The 18,355-nt window shown below is 70.8% G+C and carries 18 protein-coding genes and 2 pseudogenes; 13 read left to right on the top strand and 7 right to left on the bottom strand.

All coding sequences use genetic code 11. From position 1 onward, the window contains the following. Nucleotides 1–42: 42 nt before the first annotated feature. Nucleotides 43–372, top strand: a pseudogene (locus ABD858_RS29265) (VOC family protein); the annotation flags it as partial. A 79-nt stretch (nt 373–451) separates the two neighbouring features. Here ABD858_RS29265 and ABD858_RS29260 read toward each other — a convergent pair. The 3 genes from ABD858_RS29260 to ABD858_RS29250 all read right to left on the bottom strand — a co-directional run bounded on the left by ABD858_RS29260 (nt 452) and on the right by ABD858_RS29250 (nt 3,043). Continuing rightward, complete coding sequence (locus tag ABD858_RS29260; RefSeq protein WP_345043095.1) at nt 452–1,180, bottom strand: class I SAM-dependent methyltransferase; 729 nt, start codon at nt 1,178–1,180, stop codon at nt 452–454. 105 nt (nt 1,181–1,285) lie between these two features. Further along, on the bottom strand, nt 1,286–2,488 hold the full coding sequence (locus tag ABD858_RS29255) for an MBL fold metallo-hydrolase (protein WP_345043092.1): 1,203 nt from the start codon (nt 2,486–2,488) through the stop codon (nt 1,286–1,288). 120 nt (nt 2,489–2,608) lie between these two features. Next, a complete protein-coding gene (locus tag ABD858_RS29250) occupies nt 2,609–3,043 on the bottom strand; it encodes a PPOX class F420-dependent oxidoreductase (RefSeq protein WP_345043090.1) in 435 nt (144 codons plus the stop codon). 200 nt (nt 3,044–3,243) lie between these two features. On the opposite strand from ABD858_RS29250, the gene ABD858_RS29245 reads away from it, so the two are divergent. The 5 genes and pseudogenes from ABD858_RS29245 (at nt 3,244) to ABD858_RS29230 (ending at nt 8,006) form a co-directional block, all read left to right on the top strand. Continuing rightward, nucleotides 3,244–4,959, top strand: coding sequence for a 5-guanidino-2-oxopentanoate decarboxylase (locus ABD858_RS29245; protein ID WP_345043089.1), 1,716 nt, complete (start codon nt 3,244–3,246; stop codon nt 4,957–4,959). Next, nucleotides 4,956–6,134: a glutamate dehydrogenase gene (locus ABD858_RS29240; protein WP_345043086.1), complete on the top strand. Its 1,179-nt coding sequence runs from the start codon at nt 4,956–4,958 to the stop codon at nt 6,132–6,134. The genes ABD858_RS29245 and ABD858_RS29240 overlap by 4 nt, the downstream gene beginning before the upstream one ends. A gap of 64 nt (nt 6,135–6,198) precedes the next feature. Then, a pseudogene (locus ABD858_RS36930) lies at nt 6,199–6,342 on the top strand (SDR family oxidoreductase); the annotation flags it as partial. A gap of 326 nt (nt 6,343–6,668) precedes the next feature. Then, nucleotides 6,669–7,442, top strand: coding sequence for a methyltransferase domain-containing protein (locus ABD858_RS29235; protein ID WP_345043084.1), 774 nt, complete (start codon nt 6,669–6,671; stop codon nt 7,440–7,442). A 51-nt stretch (nt 7,443–7,493) separates the two neighbouring features. After that, complete coding sequence (locus tag ABD858_RS29230; protein ID WP_345043081.1) at nt 7,494–8,006, top strand: GNAT family N-acetyltransferase; 513 nt, start codon at nt 7,494–7,496, stop codon at nt 8,004–8,006. 277 nt (nt 8,007–8,283) lie between these two features. Here the strand turns inward: ABD858_RS29230 and ABD858_RS29225 are convergent, their stop codons facing one another. Beyond that, on the bottom strand, nt 8,284–8,775 hold the full coding sequence (locus ABD858_RS29225) for a CAP domain-containing protein (RefSeq protein WP_345043079.1): 492 nt from the start codon (nt 8,773–8,775) through the stop codon (nt 8,284–8,286). Nucleotides 8,776–9,312: 537 nt separating this feature from the next. On the opposite strand from ABD858_RS29225, the gene ABD858_RS29220 reads away from it, so the two are divergent. After that, a complete protein-coding gene (locus ABD858_RS29220) occupies nt 9,313–9,933 on the top strand; it encodes a TetR/AcrR family transcriptional regulator (RefSeq protein WP_345043076.1) in 621 nt (206 codons plus the stop codon). A gap of 75 nt (nt 9,934–10,008) precedes the next feature. On the opposite strand, the gene ABD858_RS29215 is transcribed toward ABD858_RS29220, so the two are convergent. Further along, complete coding sequence (locus tag ABD858_RS29215; protein WP_345043074.1) at nt 10,009–11,013, bottom strand: DUF6745 domain-containing protein; 1,005 nt, start codon at nt 11,011–11,013, stop codon at nt 10,009–10,011. Nucleotides 11,014–11,058: 45 nt separating this feature from the next. Next, on the bottom strand, nt 11,059–11,385 hold the full coding sequence (locus ABD858_RS29210; RefSeq protein WP_345043072.1) for a hypothetical protein: 327 nt from the start codon (nt 11,383–11,385) through the stop codon (nt 11,059–11,061). A 170-nt stretch (nt 11,386–11,555) separates the two neighbouring features. Here ABD858_RS29210 and ABD858_RS29205 point away from each other — a divergent pair, with 170 nt between their 5' ends. Genes ABD858_RS29205 through ABD858_RS29180 form a run of 6 tightly spaced genes read left to right on the top strand, consistent with a single transcriptional unit; the run spans nt 11,556 to nt 17,627 of the window. Beyond that, entirely contained in the window at nt 11,556–12,521 is a 966-nt protein-coding gene (locus tag ABD858_RS29205) for an STM4015 family protein (protein WP_345043069.1), read from the top strand. 7 nt (nt 12,522–12,528) lie between these two features. After that, entirely contained in the window at nt 12,529–13,473 is a 945-nt protein-coding gene (locus ABD858_RS29200) for an STM4015 family protein (protein ID WP_345043067.1), read from the top strand. Further along, nucleotides 13,454–14,596, top strand: a complete 1,143-nt coding sequence (locus ABD858_RS29195) for an STM4014 family protein (RefSeq protein WP_345043064.1) — start codon at nt 13,454–13,456, stop codon at nt 14,594–14,596. The genes ABD858_RS29200 and ABD858_RS29195 overlap by 20 nt, the downstream gene beginning before the upstream one ends. A 1-nt stretch (nt 14,597) precedes the next feature. After that, the gene (locus ABD858_RS29190) at nt 14,598–15,410 is read left to right on the top strand and encodes an STM4013/SEN3800 family hydrolase (protein WP_345044986.1); all 813 of its coding nucleotides are present in this window, start codon (nt 14,598–14,600) and stop codon (nt 15,408–15,410) included. Then, entirely contained in the window at nt 15,407–16,729 is a 1,323-nt protein-coding gene (locus ABD858_RS29185) for an STM4012 family radical SAM protein (protein ID WP_345043062.1), read from the top strand. Before ABD858_RS29190 ends, ABD858_RS29185 begins: the two co-directional genes overlap by 4 nt. A 10-nt stretch (nt 16,730–16,739) precedes the next feature. Continuing rightward, nucleotides 16,740–17,627: an STM4011 family radical SAM protein gene (locus ABD858_RS29180; RefSeq protein ID WP_345043060.1), complete on the top strand. Its 888-nt coding sequence runs from the start codon at nt 16,740–16,742 to the stop codon at nt 17,625–17,627. On the opposite strand, the gene ABD858_RS29175 is transcribed toward ABD858_RS29180, so the two are convergent. Beyond that, nucleotides 17,588–18,355, bottom strand: coding sequence for an SGNH/GDSL hydrolase family protein (locus tag ABD858_RS29175; protein ID WP_345044984.1), 768 nt, complete (start codon nt 18,353–18,355; stop codon nt 17,588–17,590). The two genes, ABD858_RS29180 and ABD858_RS29175, sit on opposite strands and share 40 nt — an antisense overlap.

The following is an 18,355-nucleotide window of genomic DNA, read 5'->3' as shown; positions in this document are numbered from 1 at the left end:
AGCGTCAGCGACCTCGACCGCGCCGAGAAGTGGTACAGCGAGCTCCTCGAAGCCGTCCGCGTCCTGGACGGCATCAACGACGTCCACGGGTTCGCCTTCCGCTATCTGAAGACGCCCGCGGGTATGCTCCTCGGCCTGATCCGGCACACCGAGCAGGCCGACGACAGCCCCGTCTCGCCCCGCCGTATCGGACTCGACCACCTGTCCTTCGCCATCGACACCGTCGAGGAAATGCGGGCGCAGGCACAGAAGCTGGATGATCTGGGTATCACGCACACCGGCATCGTGGAGCACCCCACAGGGGACGCCATCGCTTTCCACGACCCGGACGGCATCCAACTGGAGTTCTACCGGCTCACCGTCCAGACCTGACGCCCGCACCGGCCTCCGTCAGCCGCAGGCAGCTGTGGGCTGCCACAGGGGCGCAGCCGCCGGCGAGGCCTCCTGCCGGTCACTCCGGGCGGCGGGCGAAGAAGACGAACTCCCGGCCGGGGCGGTCCGGGGCGTCGCGGACCTCGTCCACCACGTAGCCGTGCGCAGTCAGGTCGGCCTCCACTTCCGCGCGCTCGCGGAAACGGAGGGTCGAATCGGAGGTGAGCGTCTCACCAGTCGCTGTGAAGACAACGGTGCTGCGGAAGGTCACCAGCGACCGGCTGACGTCGGTGACATCCACCCAGGTTTCGACGGGGCCGACCCCTTCGACGGTGACGACGCGGTGGGTCGCGGCCCGGTTCCACTCCTCCCACGCCCGCCGGGCCGGGTCCCGGGTCTCGAAGACGAGGTGACCGCCCGGCCGCAGCGCGGAGTGAATCCCGCGCAGGGTGCCCTCCCACGCCCTCGAGTCCACGATCTCCTGGACCACATTGGCGGTCATGGTGGCGAGGTCGACCCGCATCTCCGGGAGCGCCGTCGCGTCGCAGTGGATCCAGCGCACCCGCTCGCCGCCCCGCTTGCACCGCGCGACATCGAGGGAGGCCGCGGCGGGGTCGACGCCGGTCACCGCCAGCCCGCGGTCGGCCAGCATCAGCGCGAACGTACCCGTCCCGCACCCCACGTCGAGCACCTGGCGTGCATTCAATTTCTCGGCCACGCCGACGTATACGTCCAGATCTCCGCGGTCCGGATCGAGCGGATCGTAAAGTGCCGCCAGCCGCGGGTTCTCATACGCCTCGTCCGCCATGCCCGCCACGCTACCGCTCGCTCACCGTCCCCACACCCGGCTGCCCAACTCGGAGGCAGCGGGCCGCTCCGGGCCGCGGGCCCGGCCGCCGGCCAGCCGTCCTTGTCACCGCTCGCCCGCAAGGTCGAGATCGCCCCGAGCGGCCTCCGGCACCGTCTGCGTACCCCCGGGGCGGCGCCACGGCCGCGCGACAGGCGCGGACACCACTCGCCACCAGGAGTCCGCCGGCAGCCTTCCAGCAGGTTCGAAGGGCTCACCGGGCCAAGGAAACGCCACCGCTTGTCCGGCTTCCTCGGCGGCATCCTTCGTCCACTCACCCGGCTCCGCCCAGGCATGGGGCGCCAGATTGAAGGTCCCCCAGTGGATCGGCAGCATCACGCCGGCAGCCGGGTCGTTGCCCTGAAGATCGAGGTGTGCCTGTACACCCTCGGCGGGCGTCATGTGGATGTCCGGCCAGAAGTCGCTGTACGCGCCAATCTGGATCATCGTGGCGTCGAACGGGCCGTGCTCGGCGCCGATCTCCTTGAAGCCGGGAAAGTAGCCCGTGTCACCACTGTGATAGATCCGGTGCTTTGGCCCGGTGACCACCCAGGAGGCCCAGAGGGTGTGCTGCCGGTTGCGCAGGCCCCGGCCGCAGAAGTGGCGGGCCGGGGTGGCGGTGAGCCTGGTACCGGCCACTTCCGTGGACTCGTTCCAGTCGAGTTCGCGCAGGTGCCCGGGGGGCACACCCCAGTGCTCGAGGTGCGCACCGACGCCGAGCGGCACGGCGAAGACGGTGTCGATCGACGCGAGCGCGCGGATCGTGGGCAGGTCGAGATGGTCGTAGTGGTCATGCGAGATGACGACGACATCGACGGGCCCCAGTGCGGCGAGCGACACGGGCACCGGATGCAGGCGCTTCGGTCCGGCGAACGCGAAGGGCGAGCACCGCTCGCCCCACACCGGGTCGAAGAGCACCCGCCGCCCGTCGATCTCGGCGAGCACGCTGGAGTGTCCCATCCAGGTGAGGCGCAGGCCCGAGGCGGGCGGCCTGGAGAGGTCGGCGAGCGTGGTGGGGTGCACCGGAATGACGCCGGCCGGAGCGCGGCGGACCCGGTCCTCCTTGCGGAAGTAGACCTTCGCGAAGTCCAGGGCCGAGCCCGAGGGCCGGGTCCTGGCACCCACGGGGTTCTGGAACACCCCGTCGGCGAAGTTCGGCGAGCGCCGGATCCGCTCCATGCGCGCCCCGGTGGGGTCGGCCCCGAAGGCGGTGGGCTTCAGTGTGCGAAGCCGGGAACGCAGTGGCAACAGAGAACCAGCGCCAGTCACAGCACCTCCAGGGGCTCGGTGTCGTCTCATCGTGTGCGGTGGGTATGACATTGCGGGAACGCCATCGTCACCGCTGGGGTTCCCTCAGGTTCCTGTGCGGCCGATCACGCCGGACAGGACTCAGCCGCACGGCTGGCCGTACACCTTCTCGATGTGCAGCCGCAGTACGAGGCGCCGGTCCTCGACCATTGCGCGCCGGTAGTCGTCCCAGTCCGGGTGCTCTCCCTGTACGTCCCGATAGAGCGTGATGAGCTCCTCGACGGTCGCGTCGTACGGGCCGGCCGCGACCGGGCTGAACTCGGCGGTTCCCTCGGCGACGGTCCAGGCCCAGCGGTCGTCGCTGGTCACGTGGTAGCTCGCGCGCGGATCGCGGCGCAGGTTCCTGGTCTTGGCTCGGTCGTCCGTGACGGAGACGCGGATGACACGCTCGTCGGGGTAGTAGGCGTGGTTCACATTGGAGAGCTGTGGCCTGCCGTCCCGCTTGAGGGTGACCAGCACCCCACCGTCGTATTCGGCGATCAGCTTGAGCAGGGCGTCCTGCTGTTCATCCGTCATGCCGGTCTCCACACCCACGGTGGCCGGTCGGATTCCGCGATGTCACATTCGGGCGCGGCCCGTCCGTCGCGCGAGCTTCCACACCCCGCCGTGAACTGATCCATGGTTCAGTATGCGGCCACGTTGACAAGGCCGGCCACAACTCCTGATACTGACTGACGGTTCAGTTAATTAAAGCTGTCGCCCCATCTGGAGACACCATGTCCGACCTCCCCACCGAGCCGGTTCCGCTCACCCCCGGCGCCGGGTCTGTGATGAAGATGGCCCCGACGGGCGGCGAGGCGGTCGTCAGCGCCCTGGCCGCGCATGGCGTCACCGACGTCTTCGGTATTCCCGGCACGCACAATCTGGAGATCTACCGGCACCTGCCGCCTTACGGCATACGACATGTGACGCCACGTCACGAGCAGGGCGCGGGTTACGCCGCCGACGCGTACGCCCGGGTGAGCGGGCGGCCCGGTGTCGCGATCACCACGACCGGGCCCGCGCTGCTGAACATCGCGGCGGCCGTGGGCCAGGCGTACTCGGACAGCGTGCCGCTGCTCGTCGTCTCCCCCGGCATGCCCCTGCGCCACCCCCGGCTGTCCAGTGGGCTGCTGCACGAGATGCGCAGCCAGACGGAGGCGATGCGGGGCGTGGCCGCCTTCAGTCACCGGGTGTCGTCGGTGGACGAGATCGGCGCGGCGGTGGCCCGGGCGTTCGCGCTGTTCCGTACCGGCCGGCCGCGGCCGGTGCACATCGAGGTGCCGCTCGATCTGCTGGAGGCGGCGGAGCCGGTGGGCGAGGTGCGGCTCGCGCCGCCTGCCGTGCCGTCGGCGCCGGATCCGTCCTCGGTGCGGGAGGCGGCGGACGCCCTGCGCACCTCACGCCGCCCGGCGCTGGTGCTCGGCGGGGGCGCGCGCGGCGCGGCGGCGGAATGCCTGGCGCTCGCGGAGGAGTTGGGCGCGCCGGTGGTGACCACGGCGAACGGCAAGGGCATCGTGGACGAAGGCCACCCGCTGTCGCTCGGCGTCTCGCTGCACAGCCCGGCCGTGCAGAAGTGGCTGGCGGACTGCGATGTCGTCCTCGCCGTCGGCACGGAACTGGCCGAGTCCGACCTGTGGTCGGCCCCGCCGGAGCTCAGCGGCACGCTGATCCGGGCCGACGTGGACCCGGCACAGATGTACGCGGGCGTGACGGCGCAAGTGTCGCTGGTCGGGGATGCTGCGGCGGCCCTGCGGGCCGTCCTGGCCGTGCTGCACGAGAACGGGCCGGCAGCCGCGGCCGGCATGGGCCCGGACTGCGAGTCACCGCAGGCATCACGCATGGCGTCCTCGACGGCCGAGGCCCGGCGCCTCGCCATGGCGCTCCGGGGCGCCCGCGACGACGAGACGCGGACGCGGGACGCTCGCTGGGTGCCGTATCTCCGTGCCATGCGCGGCGTCCTCGCCGAGGATGCCGTCATCACCTCCGACAGTGCCCAGTGCTGCTACTACGGCGCCCTGCCGCATCTGCCGGTCGGCCCGGAGGGCCGGTATCTGCACCCCACCGGCTTCGGAACGCTCGGCTACGCCCTGCCCGCGGCCGTCGGCGCGAAGACCGCGTACCCGGAGCGGCAGGTCGTCGCGCTCAGCGGCGACGGCGGGCTGCAGTTCTCCGTGCAGGAGCTCGCCACCGCGGCACAGCTCCGACACCCGCTCCCCGTGGTCGTGTTCGACAACGGCGGCTACGGCGAGATCCGCGACGAGATGACGGCCCGTGGGGACACGCCGACGGCTGTCGACCTGGCGCGCGTCGACCTGCCCACGCTCGCCCGGGCGTACGGAGGACACGGCGCCGAAGTCCGCTCACCCGAGGAGCTCGCGGCCGCACTGGCGCGAGCGCTGACCACCCCAGGCCCGACCATCGTCACCGTTCCCGAGGAGACCCCCCGATGACCACCCCCCTGATCTCCCTCACCTGGACGGACCATGTCACCGGCCGCCAGGGTCACCTGGTGATCGACCGGCTCGTACGCGGCGTGTCCAGCGGCGGACTACGGATGCGCGAGGGCTGCACCCTCGACGAGGTCGCCGGGCTGGCCCGCGGTATGACCATGAAGGAGGCCCTCCACTACAACCCCGAGGGCCGGTACGTTCCGCTCGGCGGCGCCAAGGGCGGTATCGACTGCGACCCCCGGGACCCCGAGGCGTACGCCGTGCTGGTGCGCTATCTGCGGGCCATGCGCCCGTACATCGAGCACTTCTGGACCACCGGCGAGGACCTGGGACTCACCCAGGACATCGTCGACAGGGCGGTGGCCGAGGCAGGCCTGGTCTCCTCCGTGCAGGCCGTGTATCCGCTGCTGGACGACGAGGCCGCGGCCCGGCAGCGGCTCGCGGACGCGTTCGCCGTCGAGGTGGACGGCATCGGTCTCGACGAGCTGGCGGGCGGCTGCGGGGTCGCCGAGTCGGTGCTGACGGCGCTGGACCGGGCCGGTGTGCCGTACGAGGGGACCCGGGTGTCGGTGCAGGGGCTGGGCACCATGGGCGGGGCGACCGCGCGTTTCCTGGCGCAGGCCGGACTGAGTATCGTCGCAGTGGCCGACGTCAAGGGCACCATCGCCAACCCGGAGGGCCTGGACGTCGAGGCGCTGCTGGCCTCGCGGGACGCGTACGGAACGGTGGACCGTGAAGCGCTGCGGGCGGGGGACGCCGAACTGCCGGGCGACGCCTGGCTGTCCGCGGAGGCCGAGGTGCTGGTGCCGGCTGCCGTCTCGTACACGATCGACGCCTCCAACCAGGCGCGGATCACGGCCCGTTGGATCGTCGAGGCGGCCAACATGCCCGTACTGCCCGAGGCGGAGGCGCTGCTCTTCACACGCGGGATCTCCGTACTGCCGGACGTGGTCGTCAACTCCGCCACGAACGCCTGGTGGTGGTGGACGCTCTTCGGCGACATCGGCGCCGGCGCGGACGAGGCGTTCACGCACATCCGGCGCTCGATGCGCACGCTGGTGGAGCAGATGCTGACGCGCGCCGAAGCCGACGGGATCACGCCTCGCGCGGCGGCGCACGCGATCGTCGCCGACCGGCTGCCGGTGATCGCCGAGCGCTTCGGATGGTACGGATGAGCCTGGACGCCCTCTTCGACCCGCACTCCGTCGCCGTCGTCGGCGCCTCCGACAACCCCGAGAAGTGGGGCTGCCGGCATGTACGGCCCACTCGGCCGCCGCGGAGGTCGGCGTGCCCTCCGTGGCACGCACGCTCGCGGTGGTACTCGCCCCACTGGGCATCCGGCTGAACTGCATCGCGCCGGGCCCGACGGATACGGAGGGCGCGGGCCCGGCACTGTGGGCGACGGAAGCGGCGCGGGCGGAGGTGCTGGCGACCGTCCCGGCCGACCACTTAGCCGGCGGAGATCGCGAATGCGTCGCTCTTCCTGCTGGGCGGCAAGTCGTCGCATCCGACGGGCGAGTGCCTGACGGTGGACGGCAGCCAGCGGCTGGACAAGCAGGTGTACGGACATACGGGCGCGTAGGATCCGTCCGGCCCCGGCCTCCTGATCCGCCCGCTGTCCCTCGGCCTGGCGCCCGGACGGCGGACGGACCGCATCATTGTGACGATCGGGTATCGCCGTGGCGGACTGGGATGTTTGAATTTCGCGCATGTCGACGACTCTTGGTGTGCCCCGACCCGACCAGGCCGCCTACATGCTTCGAGCCGCGGCCGGCGCCGCCGGCCGTGCGTACAAGCAGCAGCTGCTCGAGCTGCTGGACATCCGAGCGGGCCAGACCGCGCTGGACGTCGGATGCGGCCCGGGCGCCGACCTGCCGGCGCTGGCGGAACGCGTCGGCCCGGAGGGCACGGTGATCGGCGTGGACCATGACACCGCCATGCTGGACGAGGTCCGTCGGCGCACGGGCGGTTGGCCGGTTGTGGAGATCCGTGAGGGGGACGCCCATGCCCTCCCGGTCGAGCCCGGCTCGGTGGACCGGGCCAAGATCGACCGGGTTCTCATGCATGTCGCCCGGCCTGCTGATGTTCTTGCCCAACTCCACCTGGTCACCAGGCCAGGTGCCTTGGTCGGGCTCGTGGAACCCGACTGGGACACCCTTGTCGTCGACGCCGAGGACGTCGGCACAAGCCGTGCCTTCACGCGCTACACCACCTCCGACGTGGTCCGTCACGCCACCATCGGCCGCGGCCTCGCCCGTCTCGCGGAGCAGGCCGGCTTCACCGTCGAAACGGTGCTCGCCACGGCACCGGTCTTCCGGGACTTCCAGGACGCCGACCACACACTGGGATTGGGCCGCAACATGCAGCGGGCCATCAGCGATGGATACATCGACGAAGCCCGCGGCCGCCGCTGGTTCGCCTCGCTCGCCGAGGGGCCGTTCTTCGCCGCCTTCACCCTCGTCAGCGTGATCTGTTCCCGCTGAGCCCCGTTATTCGTTTGCCGAGCTCAGCTGCCCCGCCTAGCGTCACACGCCATGACGACCTCGATCCTGCGCACCGACCGTCTCCTGCTCGATCCGTACCGCCCCGAAGACGAGGAGTCCTTCGTTTCGCTCTTCCAGGACAAGCGGGTCTCGCGGTGGATGGGGAACGGCCCGCAGAGCGAGGCCGCGGAACGGGCCTTGTTCGGGCGGATCTTCAGCAAGGTGTACGCCCAGATGCTCTTCGATGTCTGGGCGGTGCGCCAGGACGGCCGCTTCGTCGGCCACGCCGAGATCAAACGCACGGACGAAGTCGACGGCCATGAACTCGTCTACGCAATCGCCCACGACAGCTGGGGCGCGGGCCTGGGCACCGAGATCGCCCAGGTGCTCGTGAACTACGGCTTCGAGGAACTCGGTCTTTCGGACGTGCACGCGACGGTGGCCGAGGAGAACCAGGCATCGCTGGCTCTCCTCGGCCGTCTTGGCTTCTGTCATGTGCGGGACATCCACGAGGACGACGGCACCGTCACCCGCGTACTGACCCTGAGCCGCCCCGCGGCATAGTGCCCTTCCCGGCAACGTTTGCCCCGTCGCGACACTCCCCCAGCCACCTCCCCCAGCGGTAGCTGGGGGTGCCCCCAGGGGTACCGCCAGGGTGCCCCCGGACACGCACGCTCGCTGCGTCGGCCGAAAACCCGAGGAGCGCTGCTACGCGGGCCTTCGGCCGCCTTGCGATCGCACGCACCGGACGCCGCTCCTCGACGGGCAACGTCGCGGCACCAGCACCGCAATCGCGCCGCGTCACCGCAGGGCAGACCGTTCCGCGGAAGCGGGTGCAGCATCAGCCGGGTGTCGCGAAGACCTGCACCACACGGTCGCCGGCTACCCCGACGCCTGTGTCGGCGAGGCTGCAGTTGTCGATGTTGCCTTTGTGTCCGGGGCTGTCGAGCCAGCCGGTGACATGGGCCTGTGCGGTGCCCTGACCGGGTCCGGACACGTTTTCCGCGTAGGCACGCCACCTGTAGCCGGTGCGGTCGATCCGGGCGGGGACATCGGAACCGTCGGAACCGGTGTGGCCCGTGAGGTTGTTCTTCTCCATGTCGTCGGCATGGGCCTGGGCAGCCTGGGTGAGCTGGGGGTTCACGGTCAGAGCCGAGCAACCGGCCTTCTCCCGTTCCGCGTTGATCAGGGACAGGATCTCGCCTGCCGAGACCTGTTGCACGGCGTTCGGCGTGGTGACCACCGGCGTCGTCATGGTGGCGGCGCTTGCGGCGGCGGCTCCGGTGAACAGCAGGAGCGGGGCTGCGCACGCGGCGACGCATGTGCGACGCACGTGCCGAACCTTCGCGTACATGACATCCCCTTTCGTGGTGCGGTAGGGGCGCATCGACGGGGCGCCCGACCGGGGGTTTCCCCCGGTCCCACCCTTCTCGTGCGGCTCTGCCCTTCACCGATGATGGGTGCGTCGGGGCATTCGCGCATGTCGAGCACTCACTCCGTCGATGGCCTGGGGCTTGACACCCTGCGCCACGGATGCCTCGGTCGCCTGAACCCATGCCGCGCCCATCCCCCGGCACGGCGCGTCTTCGCACCCAGGGCGTGGAAGACCAGCCCGATCCCAGGGATGAGCAGCAGCGGCACGACCCTGGCTCAGCGTCGCCGAAGCCGGGCCAGATCAGCACGACCACGGTGAAGGCGACCAGGCCGGCCGCGAGGGCCGTCACCGTCCGGACGCCGGCACGGCCGCCCGGTACGGCGGCACGGGGGACTCGTACAGGCGCGGCACATCTCACCGACTGAACAGCCAGTCAGTACCGTGACTGTGGCCCCGGCCACAAAGCAGTGTCAAGGGCTGTGTAGGGTTGACGCCGTGGCAAGAGTCCGGTTGAGCGTGGAGGAACGGCGCGACGAGCTGCTGCGCGCCACGGTCGAGCAGGTCGAACTGCGTGGCGTGACGGCCGTGCGCATCGCCGATGTCGCTTCGGCCCTCGGAGTCAGCAACGCCCTGGTCCTGTACCACTTCTCGACGAAGGAGAAGCTCGTCGCGGCGGCCTTCGCCCATGCCGCCGCGGGTGACCTCGCCCATCTGCACCAACTGCTGAGCCGCCGCACGACGGCGGTGCGCCGGCTGCGCTCAGCGGTGCGCTGGTACGCGCCCACCGGGCAGGCCAAGGGCTGGCGGCTGTGGATCGAGGGCTGGGCGGCCGCACTGCGCGAACCGGCGCTGCGCGAAGTGACCGGCGAACTCGACCAGCAGTGGAAGAGTGCGATCACCGAGGTCATCGCGGAAGGTGTGAAGACCGGCGAGTTCCGCTGCGAGGACCCCGCTGCCGCAGCCTGGCGGCTGACCGCCCTGCTGGACGGGCTCGCCGTCCAGATGACGTCCTACGCGGGGGCGCTCAGCCGCACCACGATGCTGGAGTGGACGGACGACGCCCTGGCCCGTGAACTGGGCATCGACCGCGCGGCCCTGACCGCCACGGCCCGCTGACCGGGCCCCCGGGCCCAGATCGTTCCTGCGTCCTGCCCCGGCCGGAGGGGGCCGTGGGCATCGCCCCGGGCCCCGTCAGGTCTGGGTCACCGGCTCGTACGCGTCGGGGTTCAGGCCGAACGTCCAGGCGACGCCCTCCTTCGCGGTCCTGGTCGTGGGCGGGACTCGCAGCCAGTACGTCCGGTTACTGCCGTCCGGCTCCGGTGTGGAGTTGACGACTTCGACCATCACCACCGGCTCGTCCCCGTCCAGTTCGATCCGCCACAGCACCCCGGTCTCGTCGCGGTGCACCGGCTGGGCACCCGATTCCTCGAGGTAGCGGTCGTAGCCGTAGTACTCCAGCATCACCCGGCGCAGCTCGGCGTTTTCCTCCGCCCGTATGCGCTCCAGGGTGAGGTGGGCCAGGTCACTGAGGAACTTGGCCGGGACGGGCATTCCCCGCCAGGCGTGCAGCGCGAAGCCGTCCGGGAAGGCGAGTGCCGGACCGTCGCCGCGGTCGAGACGGCCTGCCTCGTCGCGGTGCAGCTCCACCGGTCGCTCACATATCACCGTGACCTTTTCGTGGGGCCACCACCAGCCGGTGTGCTCGGCCACCCTCGCGAGCCCTTCGAGCCGAGGACTCCGGCCGTCGAAGGCGGCGAGCCAGGCCGCGTCGTGCTGGCCGAGGACGGCATCGAGCAGCACCGACCTGACCTCCGACTCCTCCACCAGCTCGCGGGCGAAGGATTCGACGATCCCGGTCCGTATCCGCTCGGACAGCGCCCGGGTGGTGTCCCACAACCGGGCGCCGGTCCGGGCCCACAGTTCGGCGTAACCGACCGGACCCAGCTCGTCATGGACCCGTCGGCGCTCCTGTGCCCAGGGCTGGGTGCGCACTTCGTGGCGCACCGACCGGCCGGTCCCGTCGCCCAGCGACCGTACCGCCTCGACACCCGCCCTCGGCGAGTCCACCCAGATGATCCGCTCGGGCTCGGAGAGCTCCGCCGTGCGGTAGGCGAGCCGCACCCCGTCCTCGGCCTCCGCACGGTCCGCCGCTCCGGTCGCCGCCGCGACGGCACGCCACTTGTCCACGTACTGCATCAAAGTCCCTGTCCCCTGTGTCTCTTGCCGCTCTGTCCGGCCCGCTCAGTCCGCCACGATCCGGACCGCGCCCGGCGTGTACTCCCGCTGCCGCACCACTCGGAACCAGCCCTTCGGCAGGGGTATCGCGGCATGCTCCTCGTGCACCACGCGCCCACCTTCCGGCAGATGCAGCAGCATCGGCCCGAACGGCCCGGCCTCACGCACCAGCCGGCCGCGGCCGGTCACGGCGTGCGCGTGCCCGGTGACCTCGCCGAGCGCCAGGACCATGCGGCCGCGCGCATCCCGCGGCTCACTCCGGGCGTCAGCGGCGTGCGACGGCACGGCCTCCTCCGCGACTGGCATGATCAGCACGTCTCCCTGCCGGTACATGGCTCTCCCCTCCGCTCTCGGCGCCGAGTGCGCCGGGCATGGAAAGACGCTAGAGGCCGGGTCTGACAATCGCTCTCCGGTGACCCCTGTTCCCGGTGTTGTCAGAGCCGCTTGGTAGAACTGCAGGAACATCAGTCGGCCAATGTCGTCCAGCGTCAGGAGCAGCCGCCATGTCGTCCGAAGTGGATCACCTGGAGAAGTGGCACGGCCTGCCCGTCTTCGACTTCCCGGACTCCGAGGAGGGGGCGGATTCCACGCTGCCCGGGCCTGATGAAGTGGCCTGGCGGGTCTCCGGCGACGAGCACGGAACCGGCGAGGAATGGGAGGAGGCCTTCGCCCGGTTCACCGAGGCGGTGGACACCACGCGGGTGCGGGCCCTGATCGTCGGAGAGTGGAGCGAGCCGTACGACTCGGACTGCTCCGGGGTCATCGAGGTACTCATCTCCGCCCGTGAGCGGTTTTCCGGACTGCGCGCGGTGTTCCTCGGCGACATGCACGCGGAGCAGTGCGAGATCTCGTGGATCAATCAGACGGACGTGACACCGCTGCTGACGGCGTTCCCCGAACTGCTGGAGTTCGGTGCGCGGGGCGGCAACGGGCTGCGATTTCCCCCGTTGCGCCATGACCGGCTGCGTACGCTCATATTCCAGTCCGGCGGTCTGCCGGCCGAGGCCGTGCGCGGCGTGTGTGGAAGCGACCTTCCCGCGCTGGAGCACCTGGAACTGTGGCTCGGGGTGCACCGGTACCACGGTGATGCGGAGGCCGGAGACCTGGACCGGCTGCTCTCCGGGACGGCCTTCCCCGCCCTTCGTCATCTGGGCCTGCGCAACAGCGAGATCCAGGACGACATCGCGGCGGCGGTCGCCTCGTCCCCCCTGGTCGCCCGGCTCCGTTCGCTGGATCTCTCCCTCGGCGCCCTCACCGACGCCGGGGCCTCGGCCCTGCTCGACGGGCAGCCGCTGACCCATCTCGACCGGCTCGACCTGCACCACAACTACGTCACACAGGCCATGGTCCAGCGCATCGAGAATGCGCTGAAGCCCGCCGGGGTGGAGCTCGACCTCTCGGCGGGCGACGCCGTGCAGGACGAGTTGGACGACAGCAGGGTGCGGCGCTACACCGCCGTCTCGGAGTGACCCGGCCATGACGAGCGAGCATCTCACCCGATTCCACGGCCTGCCCGTGTTCACCTTCCCGGAGGCGGGCGACCCCGAGACCGCAGAACTGCCCGCACCCGGCTCGGTCGCCTGGCGGCTGGACGCGCTGTGGCACGACGACCGCCCGTTCGCCTCGCTGTGGCGGGAGTTCCTCGGCGCCGTCGACAGCGCCCAGGTCCGTGCGCTCGTCATCGGCCCCTGGTGGCATGACGAGTACACGGATCTGGACGAGGTGCTCGAGCCGCTCGTGGCCGACGCGGACCGGTTCCCCGAACTGCGTGCGCTGTTCCTCGCCGATGTGGTCGGCGAGGAGTGCGAGATCTCCTGGATCCAGCTCGGAGACATCACCCCGGTGCTCAATGCCTTCCCGCTGCTGGAGAAGCTCACCACGCGCGGCGGTGAAAACCTCGTGCTGCAGCCGGTGCGCCATGAGGCCCTTCGAGTGCTGCGGTGCGAGTCGGGCGGGCTGCCGCCGGAGTTCGTACGGGCGGTGGGCGCATGCGATTTCCCCGCACTGGACCATCTCGAGCTGTGGCTGGGCACGTCCTGGTACGGCGGCGACAGCCAACTACCGGACGTCATGCCCATCCTGGAGGGCGGGGCGCGTTTCCCGCGGCTGCGCCATCTGGGCCTGCAGAACAGCGACATCCAGGACGAGATCGCGACCGCTGTCGCGGGAGCGCCCATAGTGGCGCAGCTGGAGTCCCTCACACTGAGCATGGGGGTGCTCAGCGACGAAGGCGCCGCGGCGCTGCTGACCGGTCAGCCGCTGACGCATCTGCGCCAACTGGATCTGTGTCACCACTTCCTGAGCGACCCGATGATGCAGCGGCTGCGCAGCGCGCTGGAGCCGCACAGCGTGGAGGTGGACCTCTCCTTCCGTCATATGGCAGGCCACGTGGGCGGACGGTATGTCGCCGTCGGCGAGTAGCGGCCCACCGCGCTTCGCCGTCGTCGGCAATCCGGAAAACCGCCGGGTCGCCCTCTTCCAGGATGCCGTGCGCGCCGTCGGCCTGCCGACCGCGCGCATCGTGCCCTGGCGCGATGTCCTGCGGGGCGGTGCCGGCCCTCTGCCGGGCGAGACTGTACGTATCGACTCGCCCGGCGAGAACGCCGAGGTCGACCGGTTGCTGCGCGGCCTCACCGACCCCACCCGGGTCGAGGGCACAGCCCGCTGGTACGAGCGGTTCACCGCGGCCGTACGAGCGCTGGGGCACACGGCGGCTTCCGCCGGCGCCGCCCTGCTCGACGATCCGGAGGAACTCGCCGTCCTCTTCGACAAGCGGCTCTGCCACGGCGTCCTGCGCGAGTCCGGGGTGCCGGTCCCGGAGTCGCCGACCTCCGGTCCGTCGGCCCCTGCCGTGCGCGGCTGGGACGACGTACGGACACTGATGCACGAGCACCGCATGCCCCGCGCCTTCGTCAAGCTCGCGCACGGCTCGTCCGCCTCCGGGGTCCTCGCCGTCGAGACCGCCGGACGGGGGCGGGTGCGGGCCACCACATCCGTGGAACGCGCCGAGGACGGCCGGCTGTTCAACTCGCTGCGCGTGCGGCGTCTCACGACCGAACGCGAGGTCGCCGCGATCGTCGACACGCTCGCGCCCGACGGTCTGCACATCGAGCGCTGGCTGCCCAAGGCCTCGCAGCAGGGACGGGTCGCCGACCTCCGTGTCGTGGTGACCGGCGGCCGGGCCACTCATGCCGTCGTACGGACCAGCCGCTCCCCCATGACCAATCTCCACCTCGGCGGCTCCCGCGGAGACCTCGCCGCGGCCCGCGCCGCCGTCGAGGCCGCGGGCGGCAGCTGGCAGGAGATGCTGGCAGTGTGCGAGCGGGCCTCGGCCTGCTTCCCCGCCACCCTCTGTGTGGGTGTCGATCTGCTGCCCGCCATCGGCTGGCGGCGCTTCGCCGTCGGCGAGGTGAACGCCTTCGGTGATCTCCTGCCCCGGTTGACCGGCCTGCCCGGCAGTGGCGCCGAGGGCCTGGACACCTATGCGGCGCAGGTCGCCGCCGTACTCCATGGAAGATCAAGGAACCACCGTGCAAGCGCCTGACATGAACGAGGTCGTGGGCAGCCACGATCTGCTGCTCGTCACCCTCGACACCCTTCGGTACGACGTGGCGGCGCAGCTCGCCGCCGAGGGCCGGATCCCGAATCTCGCCCGCCATCTTCCCGGCGGTGTGTGGGAGAAACGGCACGCACCGGGCAGCTTCACCTATGCCTCGCATCAGGCGATCTTCGCCGGATTCCTGCCGACTCCGGCTTCGCCCGGCCCCCATCCCCGGATGTTCGCCGCCCGTTTCGCCGGCAGTGAGACGACCGCCGGCCGCACCTGGGTCTTCGACACCCCGGACCTGGTGTCCGGCCTGGCTGACGCCGGGTACCGCACGGTGTGCATCGGTGGCGTCGGATTCTTCAACAAGCAGGGCGCGCTGGGCTCCGTACTCCCCGGCCTGTTCCAGGAGAGCCACTGGGAGCCGGAGTTCGGGGTGGCGTCCCCCACCTCCTTCGAGGCGCAGGTGGCCTGTGCGGAGAAGGCCGTCGCCGGGCTTCCGGACGACCAGCGGCTGTTCCTCTTCGTCAATGCGTCCGCGCTGCACCAGCCCAACTGGTTCCATCTGCCCGGCGCCACCCGCGAGGCCGGCGACAGCATCGAGACCCACGCGGCCGCCCTGGAGTACATCGACCGGCACATAGGACGGCTCTTCGCTGCCGCGAGCAGCCGCCGCCGCTGCTTCACCGTGGTCTGCTCGGACCACGGCACCGCCTACGGCGACGACGGCTACACCGGCCACCGCCTGGGCCACAAGGCAGTGTGGACCGTGCCGTACGCCCATTTCTTCCTGGAGCCGGGGGCCGCCCGATGAGCGAGTACCGTACTCCGTACGAGAGTTACGTCTACGCCTATCCGCACAAGACCGCCTACCGCCCGCTGCGCCCTCGTCCCGCGCTGAGCGAGTTGTGGGCAGGGGAGCCGAAGGACGCGCTCTCGCTCTATCTGCACATCCCGTTCTGCGAGGTGCGCTGCGGCTTCTGCAATCTCTTCACCCGGATCGGCGCCCCGGACGGGCTCACCACCCGCTATCTCGATGCCATGGACCGTCAGGCGACCGCCGTCCGCGAAGCGCTCGGCGACGAGGGCCCGGTGCGTTTCGCCACCACTGCCTTCGGCGGCGGCACACCCACATTCCTCACGGCCGCCGAACTGGAGCGGCTGTGCGACATCGCCGAGCAGCGCATGGGCGCCGATCTGCGGGCGGTGCCGCTCTCCGTCGAGGCCTCCCCCGCCACCGCCACCGCGGACCGGCTGGCCGTGCTGGCCGAGCGCGGCACCACACGGCTCAGCCTCGGCGTGCAGAGCTTCGTCGACGGCGAGGCCCGGGCGGCGGTGCGCCCGCAGCGGCGCGCCGATGTCGAGGCCGCTCTGGCCCGGATACGCGAAACCCGGATACCCGTCCTCAACATCGACCTGATCTACGGCATCGACGGCCAGACCGAGCACAGCTGGCAGCATTCACTGGATGCCGCGCTCGCCTGGAAGCCGGAGGAGCTGTACCTCTATCCGCTGTACGTCCGTCCGCTGACCGGGCTCGGCCGTCAGTCGGCCACGCCCGCCGCCGAATGGGACGAGCAGCGACTGCGCCTGTACCGCCAGGGCCGTGACCATCTCCTGGCCCACGGCTACGAGCAGGTGTCGATGCGCATGTTCCGCCGTACGGACGCGCCTGCCGTGGGCGCCGACGACTACGCCTGCCAGACCGACGGCATGATCGGCCTCGGATGCGGCGCGCGCTCGTACACGTCTTCGCTCCACTACTCCTTCGACTACGCCGTCGACATGCGTGAGATCCGCACCATCATCGACACGTACATCACCACCGAGGACTTCGCCCGAGCCGAGGTGGGCCGCCAGATCGACGGGGACGAGGGACGCCGCCGCCATCTGCTCCAGTCGCTGCTCCAGGCGGAGGGGATGGATCCGGGCGACTACCGGGACCGCTTCGGCTCCACGCCCGCCGAGGATTTCCCCGCCGAACTGGCTTCCTTCGCCGAGCGCGGCTGGCTGGACGAGGGTACGCACCGGCTGCGGCTGTCCGCCGAGGGGCTCGCCCACTCGGACGCCGTCGGCCCTGCCCTGTTCTCCCCCCGGGTACGGGCCGCCATGGCCGCGTACGAACTCAAGTGACGAGCCCGCCATGGACCTGACGATCCTCTACCGGGGCCCGCTCGCCTCCTGCGACTACGACTGTCCTTACTGCCCCTTCGCCAAGCGCCGCGACAGCCGTGAACAACTGAGGGCGGACCGCGCGGCGCTGGAGCGTTTCACCGCCTGGGCTGCGGCCGATCAGGAGGACCGGCTGTCCGTCCTGTTCACCCCGTGGGGCGAAGGGCTGGTGCGGTCCTGGTACCGCCGCACCCTCGTCGAGCTGTCGCACCGGCCGCACATCCGGCGGGTCGCCATCCAGACCAACCTCAGCTGCCGCACAGACTGGACCGCGGACGCCGACCTGGACACGCTCGCCCTGTGGTGCACCTACCACCCGGGCCAGACGCCGTACGACCGTTTCCTCACCAAATGCCGTGAACTCGCCGCGCGCGGGGTGCGGTTCAGCGTCGGCGTGGTCGGCCTCCCCGAACACCTTCAGGAGGCGCGCAGGCTGCGCTCCGCGCTGCCCGCCGAGGTCTATCTGTGGGTGAATGCCGCGGAGGGCCACACCTACACCGACGAGGAGGCCGAGCTCTGGACGGCCCTGGACCCCCTCTTCCCGTACAGCAGGCACCCGCACCGCTCCTCGGGCCTTCCCTGCCGCACGGGCGAGTCGGTCATCTCGGTGGACGGGGAGGGTACGGTGCGCCGCTGCCACTTCGTCCGCGACGAGCTCGGCAATCTCTACGACGGCTCGTACCGCCGGGCACTGCGCCCCCGCGCCTGCCCGCTCGCGGTGTGCGACTGCCACATCGGCTATGTCCATCTGGAGTCGCTGCCGCTGTACGACGTGTTCGCGGGCGGTGTGCTGGAACGGGTCCCGGCGCTACAAGGGCCTCACAGCGGAAGCAGGTCCGGCCGCTTCGGCTCCACATGATCCCCGGAGCTCTCTCCGCGCAGCCTGCGCCCGATCCACGGTACGAGGTGCTCGCGCGCCCAGTGGATGTCGTCCCGGCGCACTTCGAGGGTGCCGCGGGGCGGCTCCGGCGGCCAGGGCTGGTCCGGGTCGGCCGGGACGTCCAGGCCGAGCACCTGGGCGGCGCGCAGGGCGACGCGGGTGTGCCCCTCGGGCGAGAGGTGCAGCCGGTCGTCGTCCCAGGCGCGCCTGTCCTGGACGGACTTGAGCGACCACAGGTCGAGCACCGGGCACTCGTAGCGGTCGGCGATGGCCCGGACATGGGCCGTGTACGTGGCGACCTTGCCACGCAGGTGGCGGAACACCGGGATCCCGCGGGTGTCGAAGCCGGTGGTCACCATGACCGTACCGACGGCCGAGGTGAGGTCGGCGACGGCGCGTTCGAGGCGTTCCGCGACGTCGTCGGGGTCGCTGCCGGGGCGGATGATGTCGTTGCCACCGGCACAGAAGGTGACCAGTTCGGGGGCGAGTTCCTTCGCCCTGGGGATCTGTTCCTCGACGATCTGGTCGAGGAGTCTGCCGCGAACGGCGAGATTGGCGTACCGGAAGGCGTGCTGGTCGGGCAGCCGGTCGGCGAGGAGGACGGCGAGCCGGTCGGCCCAGCCGACGAACTGCCCGTCCGGGCCGGGATCTCCGACCCCCTCCGTGAAGCTGTCACCGACAGCCACGTACGACCCGAGTGCGCCCAT

The organism is Streptomyces sannanensis (assembly GCF_039536205.1).
GTDB classification, from domain to species: domain Bacteria; phylum Actinomycetota; class Actinomycetes; order Streptomycetales; family Streptomycetaceae; genus Streptomyces; species Streptomyces sannanensis.
Note: the sequence above shows the minus strand (reverse complement) of the source record. Positions and strands in the feature narration are given on the sequence as shown.